Source organism: Clostridium algoriphilum (assembly GCF_020443705.1).
GTDB lineage: Bacteria > Bacillota > Clostridia > Clostridiales > Clostridiaceae > Clostridium_AD > Clostridium_AD algoriphilum.
The window spans coordinates 105,613-118,264 of record NZ_JAIZZK010000005.1 but is presented as its reverse complement, the minus strand read 5'-3'; the positions used below and the strand labels follow the sequence as shown (position 1 = coordinate 118,264).

The following is a 12,652-nucleotide window of genomic DNA, read 5'->3' as shown; positions in this document are numbered from 1 at the left end:
ACTAATTTCTAATGAGAAATTGTTAGTCTTCTTCAACTGAAAATACTTTTTTAAATTCTTCTATCGAATCAATAAGTTGTTTCTTTATTTTATCATCTATTTTCTTGTTCTCAATTATCGCCTTGCCTACTTCTCTATGATGTGTATCCATAAACTCCAAAAATTCACTTTCAAATCTTGTTACTTGGTGAACTGGAACATCAATAAGATAGTTATTGCTACCCGCAAAGAAAATCATAACTTGTTTTTCTACCGACACGGGTGAGTATTGCTTCTGCTTTAATATTTCAAATAATCTTTTTCCTTTTTCCAGCCTCATCTTAGCATCTTTATCAAGGTCTGTTCCAAACTGAGCGAAAGCCGCAAGTTCCCTATATTGAGCAAGTTCTAGCCTTAAAGTTCCTGTCACTTGTTTCATAGCTTTTATTTGAGCATTTCCACCAACTCTTGATACAGATATTCCAGCATTAACTGCAGGTCTTTGTCCTGAATGAAACAATTCAGCTTCAAGAAATATTTGTCCATCTGTTATAGAAATAACATTTGTTGGTATATAAGCAGTAACATCTCCTGCAAGTGTTTCTATTATAGGAAGAGCAGTTAATGATCCTCCACCTAGTTTATCTGAAAGTTTTGCAGCCCTCTCAAGTAATCTTGAATGAATGTAGAATACATCTCCAGGATATGCCTCTCTGCCTGGTGGTCTACGAAGTAATAGTGACATAGCCCTATAAGCAACCGCATGCTTAGATAAATCATCATATACTATTAATACATTTTTACCGTTATGCATAAAAAATTCACCCATACTGCATCCGGCATAAGGTGCCAGATACTGAAGTGGAGCTGAATGAGAAGCAGTCGACGCTACGACTATTGTATAATCTAACGCTCCCATTTCAGATAATGTATTAACAATATGTGCAACAGTAGATTGCTTTTGACCTATGGCAACATATATACATATAACATCTTTGCCCTTTTGATTTATAATAGTATCTATTGTTAATGCAGTTTTACCTGTTTGCCTGTCTCCTATTATAAGTTCTCTTTGCCCTCTTCCAATTGGTACCATAGAGTCTATTGCTTTAATTCCAGTTTGAAGTGGTTCTTTAACTGATTGTCTTTCAATAACTCCAGGTGCTACTACCTCAACCGGTCTTGTCTCTGTAGTCTTAACAGGGCCTTTACCATCTATTGGTACACCTAAAGCATTTACAACTCTTCCAAGTAATGCTTCCCCTACAGGGACTTCAACAACTCTACCAGTTCTTTTTACTACGTCACCTTCTTTAATACCATCTTGTGGTCCAAGAAGTACGCATCCTACATTGTCCTGTTCTAGATTTAATGCCATACCAAGTACTCCATTAGGAAACTCTAAAAGTTCGTTTTCCATGCATTCATCTAAACCATATACCCTGGCAATTCCATCACCTATTTGTATTATTGTGCCTGAATCAACAGTATCAATTTTGTTTTCATACTTTTCTATTTCTTTTTTTATGATAGATGTTATTTCTTCTGGTTTTATATTCATAAACTCACCTCATTCCTATTTAAACATTATTTTTTTCATTTCATTTAATTTATTCTTTACAGTTCCATCAATAACGTCATCGTTAACCCTAATATATACTCCACCTATAATCTTTTCATCTAGTTTTTCTTCAAATACAATCTTTTTATCATACATATTAGATAATTTAGTACGCAAGTTTTCCCTTTCTGTTTCCATGAGAGGTACTACTGTTTTAACCTCAGCCAGCAAAGTATTATTGCGCTCTAAGTGGATTTTTTCCAACTCTTTAAGATTTTCTTCAATAAATAATATTCTCTTTTTTTCTATAAGTATAAGTAAAAAGTTAAGAAGCTCTTCATCAATTTTACCCTTGAAAATTCTAACAAACATATCCTTTTTTGTTGAAATACTTATTTGGGGATATTTAATAACTTTTAAAAACTCGTCATCGTTCTTCATAAGTAAAACAATTTCTTTCAAGTCATTTAAATACTCTTCTACTTTACCTTTTTCCTCAGCAACTGCATATAGTGCTAGTGCATATCTTTTATATAAGTGTTCATACATTTTAACTACCTACCTTAAAGATAAAGTCCTCAATTAATCTTCTATGTTCTTTTTCATCTATATGCTGCTCTAAGGCTTTTTCAGACAATATTAAAGATAAATCTATAACCTGTTTTTTAACTTCACTTTCGGCTTTCTCTTTTTCTCTTTCGATTTCAACTCTTGATCTTTCCATTAGTATAATTGACTCTTTTTTCGCTTCGTCAATAATTTCCTGAGAAATATTTTGAGCATTAGCTTTATATTCTTCTACTATTTTTCTTCCTTTTGTCTTTGACTCATGTAATAATCGGTCTTCTTCTTTTCTAGAAATTTCTGCTTTTTCTTCATTATCTTTAGCATTCTTAATAGATTTATTTATTCCATCTTTTCTATCATCCATTATCTTATTTAATGGCTTACTGAAAAAGTGCTTTAGGATAAATAACAATATAATAAAATTTATCATAGTGAATATAATTGTAGATAATTGTACGCTCAAATTCATGATCTATTAAAGCCCCCTTTAAGCCTAATTTCAAAATTTTTCATTTTGATATATACCATATTATTTAAATGCTAAAATTAATGCTATTAAGAATGCATAAATAGCTGTCGCTTCTGAGAATGCAGCACCTATAACTAATGTGCTAATGATAGATCCTCTAGCTTCTGGTTGTCTTGCAACCCCTTCTACAGCTTTAGCCGCTGCATTACCTGTTCCTATTCCCCCGCCTATACATCCTATCGCTGCAAGACCTGCGCCTATTGCAGACATTCCTGTAATTAATGTTGCTGAATCCAAAACCATATAATACTCCTCCTTAATTTTAAAAAACTAAATTTAGTGTTCTGCTATGACCTTAATATTAACCATAGTCAACATAACAAAAATAACCATTTGAATGATACCATCAAATAAATCAAAATAAAAATGTAACGGTATTGGTAAAAGTAATTGTGCAAATCCAGTAAAACTCCCTAGACTCTTATATGCCAAATCTATTATGACAACACCTGCAGTCATGTTTCCAAATAATCGAAAACTTAACGATACTGGCAACATAACTCTCTCTATTAAATTAATAGGTAATATAAATGCATATGGTTCAACATACCCTTTAAAATAGTGGCCTAGGCCTATTTTTTTAATAGCATACCATTGAACAACAAAGAATGTTATTAATGCTAATGCTAATGTTACACTATAATCTACTGTTGGAGGTGTAACACCTATCAAACCCGTGAGATTTACAATACTTAAGAAAATTACTATTGTTCCTATATACGGTACAAAGCCCATATATTCTTCTCCCATATTATCTTTAACGAGATTGTTTATAAAATCCATAATTATTTCTATTATATTCTGTTTCTTATTAGGAATTATCTTCAAGTTTCTTGTAAGGCACGCACATAATATCGCTATTATTGCAATTATGCACCACTGAACAAATATACTTTCTACTATTCCAATACTGTAACCAAAGAATTTAATATGAAATAACGGCACTATTTTTTCCATTAAATCACTTCCCTTCAATGTTCTTATTATTCATTCCGTAATATAATAAAGATATAAACTGTGCACTATATCCGAAGATATATGCAATTATATTGAACATATTATGTCTACCTATGGTAAACCCAATAACACTCACCAAGAAAACTCTTATAAAAGATCCTACTACTATTATCCAACTATTTTTTGTATTCTTATTATTAAGAGAATATTCTACTGTAATACCATTAACATAAAAATTTAATAATGCTATTATTACCCCTAATGAAAAAAACAATACATATGATTTAGCTGTAAAGTACATTATAGTAATAAAAACCAAAGAAACAAAAAAATCATATAAAGCAATTTTTTTGAACATATTTTTGAAATCACTATTCACTTTTTCCTTCTCCTCATCATTTAACAACATATCAATTATAGTCCACTAAATTTCATAAATAAAATCTCATATTTAGCTAATTTTTGAAATATAAAATAGTATATAGCTGTTTTAGCATTAATATATTATGATTCCTCTGTATATCTTAATATTAATGTAATTTAGTACATAATAACTAATTTTCTATTGCTTTATTGAATAGTTTTATTTCTAAAAGCATTGCCAATATTCACAATATTCCGCTATGCGGTTTGTTATTTAAGATATTTATTAATTTTTAAATTTTCATATATTTTTTAGATAAATCTATTAATGCCACAATTTGTATTGTTTTTTAGAACAATTGCACGCATTATTTTTTTTGCGTCAAAATCGTTTAATTTTACTTACTTTTAAAATCATTTTTACCATTAATCAAAAATAGTATACATTGCATTTTATGTAGTTTAGCATGTATAAGCTTTCGAATACGACATAAAGCAATAAAAATTACATCTCAATCTAACTCTTGTTTAATAATGGATAATGTTGTTTTCAATTCCAAAACTTTTATTTTATACTATTTTACTTGTAAAAAGCTAAAAAATCAAGTATAAAACTAAATTTTAACAATATTATTTATTAGTTTCCGCCAGTGTCTCTTTCATTTATCTAATTAATTATCTTTTTTAAAATAATTTAACAATGCATCTACTATTTTGGCAGAGGCATTACCATCTCCATAAGGATTTATAGATTTACTCATCTGATTATATTCATCTTCATTACGTAAAAGCTTGTTAGCATTAGATACAATCTTATCTATGTCTATACCCACTAGTTTTACTGTACCAGCCCGCTCTGCCTCTACTCTCTCGGTAACATCCCTAAGCACCAATACTGGTTTACCTAGATGTGGTGCCTCTTCTTGAATTCCTCCTGAATCCGTCATTACAAGGTAGCATTTTCGCATTAAATTATGAATTTCCTTCGTGTCTATAGGCTGAAGTAAATGTATTCTGTCAACGCCACTTAGAATACTGTTAACCATATCTTTCACAACTGGATTTGGATGAACCAAATATAATACCTCTACATCCTTATTTTCTTCAGAAATTATTTTCAAGGCTTTACATATATTTTCTATTCCCATTCCCCAATTTTCTCTTCTATGAGCCGTAACCATTATAACTTTTTTATTTTTATAATCAATCTTATTTAATTCACGATTTTCAAAAACATAATCCTCTTCAATAGTATATTTCATAGCATCTATAACCGTATTGCCTGTTACAAAAATAGTGTTCTTTTCTACTCCCTCACTTAATAAATTTTCTTTGGAGGTTGTAGTAGGTGCAAAATGTAAATCTGTTAAACCGCTAGTTAACTTTCTATTGATTTCTTCCGGATATGGGAAAAATTTTTTATGACTTCTAAGCCCTGCTTCTACATGCCCAACAGGTATTTTCCTATAAAAAGCCGCAAGAGAAGCAGCAAAAGTTGTTGTTGTATCTCCATGCACTAGTACTATATCAGGTTTTTCTTTTAGTAAAACTTCCTCAAGCCCCTGAAGAACAGAACATGTTATCCCTGTTAAAGTTTGTTTTGCTTTCATTATATTCAGGTCATATTGCGGAATAATACTAAAAATCCCCAATACTTGATCTAATATCTCTCTATGCTGCGCTGTTACACATACAATGCAATGTACTTGAGAACTTTTTTCTAATTCCTTTATTAAAGGTGCCATCTTTATAGCCTCGGGTCTTGTACCAAATATTGCCATGACCTTAATGTTTTCCACCAGATTACCCCCTGTTTAAATTAAATTTATATTTTATATGTATTTAAATTATTATATACCGCTACATGTGTATCACTCTTTTTGCTCAAAAATGCCACATTTCCAAGCTATTATAACTATTATAACTATTACTAACGCTAGCAAGAAGTATGCCCTCTGTGTGCTAATTTGCATAGCTATAATTGCAATTCCGCCAAGCACAGCACTTATAAAATACATAATAATAACCGCTTGCTTTTGACTAAGTCCCATATCCAAAAGGCGATGATGTAAGTGCCCTCTATCCGCTTGCATTATAGATTTTCCATTGACTTTCCTTCTAATCATAGCGAATAGTGTGTCATATATAGGTAATCCAAATGCTAAAATTGGCACTGCAATTACAAAGGCAGTTGCGGATTTAATAGCGCCTTCAATTGAAATAGCTGCTAAAAGAAATCCTAATAATTGAGAACCCGTATCTCCCATAAAAATAGAAGCGGGATTAAAATTATATGGTAAAAAACCTAATATTGCTCCACTTAAGACCGCAGTTAAAAATGCAGCTTCTAGCCTTCCATTAAGTATAGAAACTATCATTAAAGTAACCGAGGATATAAATGCTATACCAGCGGCTAATCCATCTAACCCATCTATTAGATTAAAAGCATTGGTCACACCCACAATCCATATTATTGTCACTGGAATGTTAATCCAACCCATACTTAAATAGGGATAAAATTCCACAAAAGGATTAGTTACGACCGTTATCTTTACGCCAGATATTAAAAGGCATATAGCAGCTATAACCTGTATTAAAAGTTTGTATTTAGGCCTTAACTCTTTAATATCATCAATTATTCCACCAATAACGATAATTGTTACGCCAATAATTATACCAGTCTGGGAAGCTGTTAAAATACCATTATATAAAATTGTTCCTATAACAAAAGCTATGTATATAGCCAGCCCTCCCATAACTGGAATAGGCTTAGTATGAACTCTCCTTGCTTCTTTAGGCACATCAATGGCGTTAACCTTTACTGCTAGTATCTTTACTAAAGGAGTGGCTACAATAGAAATTAAAGCTGTAATTATTGCTAATATATAAATGTTACTCATAAAAAAACCTTTCTTTCACACAAACAGTATTTTTATTTAATAATTTCATAATTAATATCCACCATCACCTTGAATTGAGTCATCATTTTCTATCCATTCGTCCACAAACACAATTTTATATTGTATTTTGTTATCTCTAATTATTACCTTCTCTATACCTGAATTAATTATAAATCTCTTACATAAAGAACATGGCGATGCATTTATAACTAGTTCACCAGTACTTACCTCTTTCCCGACTAAATATAAAGTAGCACCTAACATATCATGCCTGCGAGCAGATATAATGGCATTTTGCTCTGCATGTACCGATCTACAAAGCTCATATCTTGTTCCTCTTGGGACTTTCAATTCTTCTCTTCTGCAAACACCTAGGTCGCAACAGTTCTTCCTTCCTCTTGGCGCTCCTGAATACCCAGTAGATATAATTTCGTCATTTTTTACTATTATAGCAGCGAAATTTCTACGTAAACAAGTCCCTCGCTCAGATATTGTTTCGCATATATCCAAATAATAATTATTTTTATCGATTCTTTCCATGATTATACCTCATATAAATATATTTTAATTATGTAGATGAAAAATCAAAAACTCAATTTATAATCTAATAATCAATCACTGTCATTTTACACTAAAACATTAAATATTTAAAGTATTAAGTGAACTATATAGTTATTTTACAATAATGCAAAAGAAGCATATACATATGTATATACTTCTAATTAACAAGCATTTATTTTGCAGCTGTCTACAACAAAAACTAAATTATTGCTCCGTTTACGCTAATAGTTACTTCCTTATATGGGACTATCACTTTAGCTTGAAGCATAGCCGCCTTTACAGAATTGACAATACCTGTACAACATGGTACTTCCATTCTAACTACCGTAATACTCTTAATATCATTATTTTCTAATATCTCTACCATTTTATCTCTATAATAGTCATTATCGTCGAGCTTTGGACAACCTATTAATGTTACTCTTCCTTTAATAAACTCCTTATGAAAATTTCCATAAGCATAAGCAGTGCAATCTGCAGCAACTAATATATCAGCCTGCTTTAAAAAACCAGCTTTTGAATTAACTAACCGTAACTGTACAGGCCATTGATTTAATTGAGAATTCACCTCTTCCTTATCTCCATCATTTATCTTAGTTGATGGCTTCCCTCCATTAAGACTCACATTTCTTTTTATAGTTTTTTCCATTGTACCAGGGCATCCACAAGGTAAATTTTCCTTTTCACTAGCTTTTTCCTTCTTTATTTCAACAGCCACTACATCATAATCCGCAGCATCTCTTTTAACTATTTTAATAGCATCTGTAGGACACCGAGGCAGACAATCTCCTAATCCATCGCAATATTCATCACTTATTAATTTAGCTTTTCCTTCAACTAGCTCTATGGCTCCTTCATGACAAGCACTTATACATAATCCACAACCATTACATTTATCTTCATTGATATTTATAATATCCCTTTTCATACTAACGCCTCCTAAAATTTTAAATATATATTAATGTGAATAATTTACTTTTTAATTGACTGCATACGCTAATTATATTAAAATTACTAATGATAATATGTAACTCACGTTACCAAAATAAAAATTCGAGGGTGATTTAATGGATAAACTAATAGATTATTTAAAACAGTGTATTCTATTTAAAGGTTTAACACTGCATGAATTACAAAATTTAATTACAAATATAAACTATTCCATAATCGACGACTGTAAAAACTGTGCTGATTGTCATACCTGCATAGTCGCACTTGAAGGCGATATCTGTAACTCTTTAGGAATTGTAATTAAAGGTGAACTTGAAGTTCAAAAACATTATGCAAGCGGAAAAATTGTAACACTTGCAAAATTAAATACCGGTAAAATTTTCGGTGAAGCAATAGCTTTTTCGGAAACAAATATATACCCGGCTACTATAGTATCTCATAAAGGTTCAATAATACTATATATTTCAAAAAAAGATATTATAGCTATGTGTAGCTCCTATCCTAAAGTATTAAATAACTTCATGCAATTACTATCGAGTAAAATTCTTTTATTAAATAGAAAAATAAAAGAACTTTCTTTTGAAACACTAAGACAAAAAATATCTAATTACTTACTTTCTCAATACGAAATTCAGAAAACATTAGATCTTATTCTCCCAATGTCTAGGAAAGATCTTGCTGAGCATCTAGGTGTTCAAAGACCCTCGCTTTCAAGAGAATTCGTTAACATGAAAAACGATGGCCTAATAGCTTTTAATAAAAGTTCAGTCCAAATAAAAGATTTAGATGGAATTGAAAAGATACTAATTTAATATAATTGTCGAATATACTCGAAATCTTTTCTTAAAAGATATTTAATTTTACTTGATAATTGTTATCCGTTGTTGTATAGTAGTAATTGTAGCAAAGGTTAAATCTAAATTTTTTATTTATTTAGTAAATTAAAGTGTCTAATACATGACACATGATTATAGACAAGCTTCTTACTAGTTTTATTTATAATCATGTGCTTAAACAATTATTTTTGTAATATAAGTACTTAATAACTTTTAATTAACTTACAATGAATACTAAGGGAATAACAGTTAATAATTGTTATAACCCAAAAGAATACGAGGAGGAAATTAATATGAAGAAATTTGTTTGTACAGTATGTGGTTATATTCACGAGGGAGATTCTGCACCTGCTGTTTGTCCAGTCTGTGGTGCTAAAAATGATAAGTTTGTAGAAAAGAATGATAATGATATGTCATGGGCAGATGAACATAAAATAGGTGTTGCTAAAGGAGTAGACGCAGAGGTTGTTGAAGGATTAAGAGCTAACTTTGTTGGAGAATGCACTGAAGTTGGTATGTATTTAGCAATGAGCCGTCAAGCAGATAGAGAAGGATTTCCAGAAGTTGCAGAGGCTTATAAGAGAATAGCATTTGAAGAAGCTGATCACGCATCAAAGTTTGCTGAAATGCTTGGAGAAGTAGTAACAGCTGATACTAAGAAAAATCTTGAAATGAGAGTTGATGCTGAACACGGAGCTTGTCAAGGTAAAAAAGATTTAGCTACTTTAGCTAAAAAACTTAACTACGATGCAATCCACGATACAGTACATGAAATGTGTAAAGATGAAGCACGTCACGGATCAGCATTTAAGGGATTACTTAATAGATATTTTAAATAATATTAAAATAAAAAGCAACTTGCAGATAATTACCTGTAAGTTGCTTTTTATTTATTCCAATTTAACTTATTATTTAGTCCCGAATAATCTATCTCCTGCATCACCAAGACCAGGTACAATGTATCCTTTTTCGTTTAATTTTTCATCAATCGAAGCTACATATATGTCCACATCCGGATGAGCATCCATAACAGCCTTAATTCCTTCTGGTGCAGCTATAAGACACATTATCCTTATATTTTTCGCCCCTCTTTTCTTAAGAGCTGATATGGCATCTATTGCAGAACCTCCTGTAGCAAGCATAGGATCTGTAATAATCACATCCCTCTCGCTAATATCTTGAGGTAGCTTACAAAAATACTCAACTGGTTGAAGTGTTTCCTCATCTCTATACATTCCTATGTGCCCAACCTTAGCTGCTGGTATAAGTTTTAACATGCCATCAACCATTCCGAGCCCTGCTCTGAGTATTGGTACTATTGCCATTTTCTTTCCAGCTAGAACTTTACACTTAGTAGTACAAATAGGCGTTTCAATATCTACTTCTTCTAATTGTATGTTACGTGTAACTTCATAAGCCATAAGCATAGCAACCTCTTCAACTAACTCTCTAAAATACTTCGAACCTGTGTTTTTGTCTCTTATGTATGCCAATTTGTGTTGTATAAGTGGATGCGTAATTTGTGTTACTTTACTCATATGTATTTCCTCCTAATTTTTAGATGTTTATTTAGAATATTTTTTTTCAATATCAGCAATTTTGTCAATTCTTCTTTGATGTCTGTCTCCTTGAAATTTAGCACTTATAAAAGTATCTACTATGTCAAGAGCTAAGCCCGTGCCAACAACTCGTGCACCTAGAGTAAGTACGTTAGCATTATTATGCTCGCGTGTTGCATGAGCACTAAAAGTATCACTACATAGTGCAGCTCTTATCCCAGGCACTTTATTAGCAGAGATGCTTACTCCTATACCTGTACCACATATTAATACACCAAGCTCACAGTTTCCCGCCACTACTTCCTCTGCAACTTTTAATGCATATTCTGGATAATCACAAGAATCTTCAGTATAAGTTCCAAAGTCTTTTACCTCAATATTTTTACTCTCCAAATGCTTAATTATCTCTTTTTTTAAGCTTAATCCTCCATGGTCGCAACCTAATGCTATTTTCATTATAAAACACCTCCATAAAATACTTTGCTAGCAATATATAATACTACAAAAAAAGAAGATATCAGCATCTAAATAAATTACTTAAATACCTTATCTTCCTTTTATCATGGAACAATAAAAATCTATTGTTTTTAGATCGTTGATTTTTTTTATGTATAATGAAATGTATTTAACATTGGAGGTTATATTGTCTATAATACATATTTTATTAAAAATAGCTTCTAGCATAACGCTTTTTAGCATTTTCTCATTACAAACACATAATATATCCATAGTAATCCTCCTTGTAGTCCTCTAGAATAAATTCTAAATAAAAATTATTATTTTCTAAACTTTAATTATATCAAAACCTGCAGATTTCTTAAGCCTATTCATTATAGCAACACCTATACCTTTTTCTTCAAATGCCTCTGACAATATCAAATCTACATCTACATCATCAAAGCTTCTTAAAACCTCAAATAGATTTCTCGCCACATCATTAGGTTTATTTCTGCTACCTAATGAAATAACGGTGCCGTAAGGATATTTATTTTTTGTTTCATCTGTTGCTATAATTCCTATTTTTTTATTTCCCATATTAGTTTGCACTATCTCATTGATTTTTGCAACTGTTTTTTCTAAATTTCCACAAATAATTTTTACTGGAGATTTTGGTGCATAATGCCTATACTTCATCCCAGGCGCCTTAGGCTTAAAGTCATTTTTTGGGTTAGACATTATATTTTTATCGATATATATATGTTCATCTATTTCTCTTAACATTTCAATGGTAATAGCTCCCGGCCTAAGTATGCATAAAGGAGTGCAAGTACAATCTACTATTGTTGACTCAAGACCAACCGTGCTTTTATCCCCACCTAGAATATACTCAATCTTCCCACTTAAATCCTCAATACAACTTTCTACATCAGTAGGACTAGGTCTCCCCGATATATTGGCTGATGGAGCTGCAATAGGTGTTCCTGCTGCCTCAATAAGTTTTCTTGCAACGATGTTTGATGGCATCCTTATACCTACAGTATCAAGCCCCGCACTTGTAGTACTCGGAATTAAATCTGACTTATCAAAAATAAGTGTTATTGGTCCGGGCCAGTATTTTTTCATAATTTTTTTTGCAATGAACGGTATTTCTTTAACTAAAGACTCTATGTTTAAATCAGCAACATGAACAATAAGGGGGTTATCCTGAGGTCTCCCTTTAGCCTTGAAAATCTTTTCTACAGCTATTTTATCTAAGGCATTCGCCCCAAGTCCATAGACTGTCTCAGTAGGAAAAGCAACTAATCCGCCTTGTTTTATAACCGTCCCTGCCTGATTAATTATATTTTGATTAATATTATTTTCGTCTATTATTACAATCTTTGTATCCATTTATACACCTCTTAATTAAAACTCCACTAATTGCCTTAAACCTTAACTAGTATAATTTG

General features: G+C 31.4%; 16 protein-coding genes. 2 read left to right on the top strand and 14 right to left on the bottom strand.

Annotation, left to right across the window (positions count from 1 at the left end; all coding sequences use genetic code 11):
* Positions 1 to 22 precede the first annotated feature (22 nt).
* From atpA to LGK95_RS06490, 10 genes are all read right to left on the bottom strand, one after another.
* Complete coding sequence (atpA, locus tag LGK95_RS06535) at positions 23 to 1,540, bottom strand: F0F1 ATP synthase subunit alpha (RefSeq protein ID WP_226123424.1); 1,518 nt, start codon at positions 1,538 to 1,540, stop codon at positions 23 to 25.
* Between the two features lie 15 nt (positions 1,541 to 1,555).
* Positions 1,556 to 2,089, bottom strand: a complete 534-nt coding sequence (locus LGK95_RS06530) for a F0F1 ATP synthase subunit delta (RefSeq protein WP_226123423.1) — start codon at positions 2,087 to 2,089, stop codon at positions 1,556 to 1,558.
* 1 nt (position 2,090) lies between these two features.
* Complete coding sequence (locus LGK95_RS06525; RefSeq protein ID WP_226123422.1) at positions 2,091 to 2,576, bottom strand: F0F1 ATP synthase subunit B; 486 nt, start codon at positions 2,574 to 2,576, stop codon at positions 2,091 to 2,093.
* 60 nt (positions 2,577 to 2,636) lie between these two features.
* On the bottom strand, positions 2,637 to 2,879 hold the full coding sequence (atpE, locus tag LGK95_RS06520; protein WP_226123421.1) for an ATP synthase F0 subunit C: 243 nt from the start codon (positions 2,877 to 2,879) through the stop codon (positions 2,637 to 2,639).
* A 33-nt stretch (positions 2,880 to 2,912) separates the two neighbouring features.
* On the bottom strand, positions 2,913 to 3,593 hold the full coding sequence (locus LGK95_RS06515; protein WP_226123419.1) for a F0F1 ATP synthase subunit A: 681 nt from the start codon (positions 3,591 to 3,593) through the stop codon (positions 2,913 to 2,915).
* A 4-nt stretch (positions 3,594 to 3,597) separates the two neighbouring features.
* Positions 3,598 to 3,972: an ATP synthase subunit I gene (locus LGK95_RS06510; protein ID WP_226123417.1), complete on the bottom strand. Its 375-nt coding sequence runs from the start codon at positions 3,970 to 3,972 to the stop codon at positions 3,598 to 3,600.
* Positions 3,973 to 4,627: 655 nt separating this feature from the next.
* Complete coding sequence (gene wecB, locus LGK95_RS06505) at positions 4,628 to 5,755, bottom strand: non-hydrolyzing UDP-N-acetylglucosamine 2-epimerase (protein ID WP_319001906.1); 1,128 nt, start codon at positions 5,753 to 5,755, stop codon at positions 4,628 to 4,630.
* A 72-nt stretch (positions 5,756 to 5,827) separates the two neighbouring features.
* Entirely contained in the window at positions 5,828 to 6,856 is a 1,029-nt protein-coding gene (locus tag LGK95_RS06500; protein WP_226123416.1) for an MraY family glycosyltransferase, read from the bottom strand.
* Between the two features lie 51 nt (positions 6,857 to 6,907).
* The gene (locus tag LGK95_RS06495; protein ID WP_226123415.1) at positions 6,908 to 7,396 is read right to left on the bottom strand and encodes a deoxycytidylate deaminase; all 489 of its coding nucleotides are present in this window, start codon (positions 7,394 to 7,396) and stop codon (positions 6,908 to 6,910) included.
* Between the two features lie 220 nt (positions 7,397 to 7,616).
* On the bottom strand, positions 7,617 to 8,345 hold the full coding sequence (locus tag LGK95_RS06490; RefSeq protein ID WP_226123414.1) for an ATP-binding protein: 729 nt from the start codon (positions 8,343 to 8,345) through the stop codon (positions 7,617 to 7,619).
* 139 nt (positions 8,346 to 8,484) lie between these two features.
* Between LGK95_RS06490 and LGK95_RS06485 the strand changes: the two genes are divergently transcribed.
* Both LGK95_RS06485 and LGK95_RS06480 read left to right on the top strand, forming a co-directional pair.
* Positions 8,485 to 9,180: a Crp/Fnr family transcriptional regulator gene (locus tag LGK95_RS06485; protein WP_226123413.1), complete on the top strand. Its 696-nt coding sequence runs from the start codon at positions 8,485 to 8,487 to the stop codon at positions 9,178 to 9,180.
* Between the two features lie 317 nt (positions 9,181 to 9,497).
* Positions 9,498 to 10,043 carry an NADH peroxidase gene (locus LGK95_RS06480; protein ID WP_226123412.1) on the top strand — a complete coding sequence of 182 codons (546 nt, stop codon included), beginning with the start codon at positions 9,498 to 9,500 and terminating at the stop codon, positions 10,041 to 10,043.
* Positions 10,044 to 10,112: 69 nt separating this feature from the next.
* Here the strand turns inward: LGK95_RS06480 and upp are convergent, their stop codons facing one another.
* The 4 genes from upp to LGK95_RS06460 form a co-directional block, all read right to left on the bottom strand.
* A complete protein-coding gene (gene upp / locus LGK95_RS06475; protein ID WP_226123411.1) occupies positions 10,113 to 10,742 on the bottom strand; it encodes a uracil phosphoribosyltransferase in 630 nt (209 codons plus the stop codon).
* A 27-nt stretch (positions 10,743 to 10,769) separates the two neighbouring features.
* Positions 10,770 to 11,219: a ribose 5-phosphate isomerase B gene (gene rpiB / locus LGK95_RS06470; protein WP_226123409.1), complete on the bottom strand. Its 450-nt coding sequence runs from the start codon at positions 11,217 to 11,219 to the stop codon at positions 10,770 to 10,772.
* Between the two features lie 90 nt (positions 11,220 to 11,309).
* A complete protein-coding gene (locus tag LGK95_RS06465) occupies positions 11,310 to 11,492 on the bottom strand; it encodes a hypothetical protein (protein ID WP_226123407.1) in 183 nt (60 codons plus the stop codon).
* 54 nt (positions 11,493 to 11,546) lie between these two features.
* On the bottom strand, positions 11,547 to 12,593 hold the full coding sequence (locus tag LGK95_RS06460) for an L-threonylcarbamoyladenylate synthase (RefSeq protein ID WP_226123405.1): 1,047 nt from the start codon (positions 12,591 to 12,593) through the stop codon (positions 11,547 to 11,549).
* Between the last annotated feature and the right edge of the window lie 59 nt (positions 12,594 to 12,652).

What these genes read in the sequence shown, in the direction of transcription:
- LGK95_RS06500 (WP_226123416.1), bottom strand. Translation starts at nt 6,856, where the DNA reads ATGAGTAACATTTATATATTAGCAATAATTACAGCTTTAATTTCTATT.
- LGK95_RS06495 (WP_226123415.1), bottom strand. Translation starts at nt 7,396, where the DNA reads ATGGAAAGAATCGATAAAAATAATTATTATTTGGATATATGCGAAACA.
- LGK95_RS06465 (WP_226123407.1), bottom strand. Translation starts at nt 11,492, where the DNA reads ATGGATATATTATGTGTTTGTAATGAGAAAATGCTAAAAAGCGTTATG.
- LGK95_RS06460 (WP_226123405.1), bottom strand. Translation starts at nt 12,593, where the DNA reads ATGGATACAAAGATTGTAATAATAGACGAAAATAATATTAATCAAAAT.
- LGK95_RS06485 (WP_226123413.1), top strand. Translation starts at nt 8,485, where the DNA reads ATGGATAAACTAATAGATTATTTAAAACAGTGTATTCTATTTAAAGGT.
- LGK95_RS06480 (WP_226123412.1), top strand. Translation starts at nt 9,498, where the DNA reads ATGAAGAAATTTGTTTGTACAGTATGTGGTTATATTCACGAGGGAGAT.
- rpiB (WP_226123409.1), bottom strand. Translation starts at nt 11,219, where the DNA reads ATGAAAATAGCATTAGGTTGCGACCATGGAGGATTAAGCTTAAAAAAA.
- upp (WP_226123411.1), bottom strand. Translation starts at nt 10,742, where the DNA reads ATGAGTAAAGTAACACAAATTACGCATCCACTTATACAACACAAATTG.
- atpE (WP_226123421.1), bottom strand. Translation starts at nt 2,879, where the DNA reads ATGGTTTTGGATTCAGCAACATTAATTACAGGAATGTCTGCAATAGGC.
- LGK95_RS06525 (WP_226123422.1), bottom strand. Translation starts at nt 2,576, where the DNA reads ATGAATTTGAGCGTACAATTATCTACAATTATATTCACTATGATAAAT.
- LGK95_RS06515 (WP_226123419.1), bottom strand. Translation starts at nt 3,593, where the DNA reads ATGGAAAAAATAGTGCCGTTATTTCATATTAAATTCTTTGGTTACAGT.
- LGK95_RS06490 (WP_226123414.1), bottom strand. Translation starts at nt 8,345, where the DNA reads ATGAAAAGGGATATTATAAATATCAATGAAGATAAATGTAATGGTTGT.
- LGK95_RS06530 (WP_226123423.1), bottom strand. Translation starts at nt 2,089, where the DNA reads ATGTATGAACACTTATATAAAAGATATGCACTAGCACTATATGCAGTT.
- atpA (WP_226123424.1), bottom strand. Translation starts at nt 1,540, where the DNA reads ATGAATATAAAACCAGAAGAAATAACATCTATCATAAAAAAAGAAATA.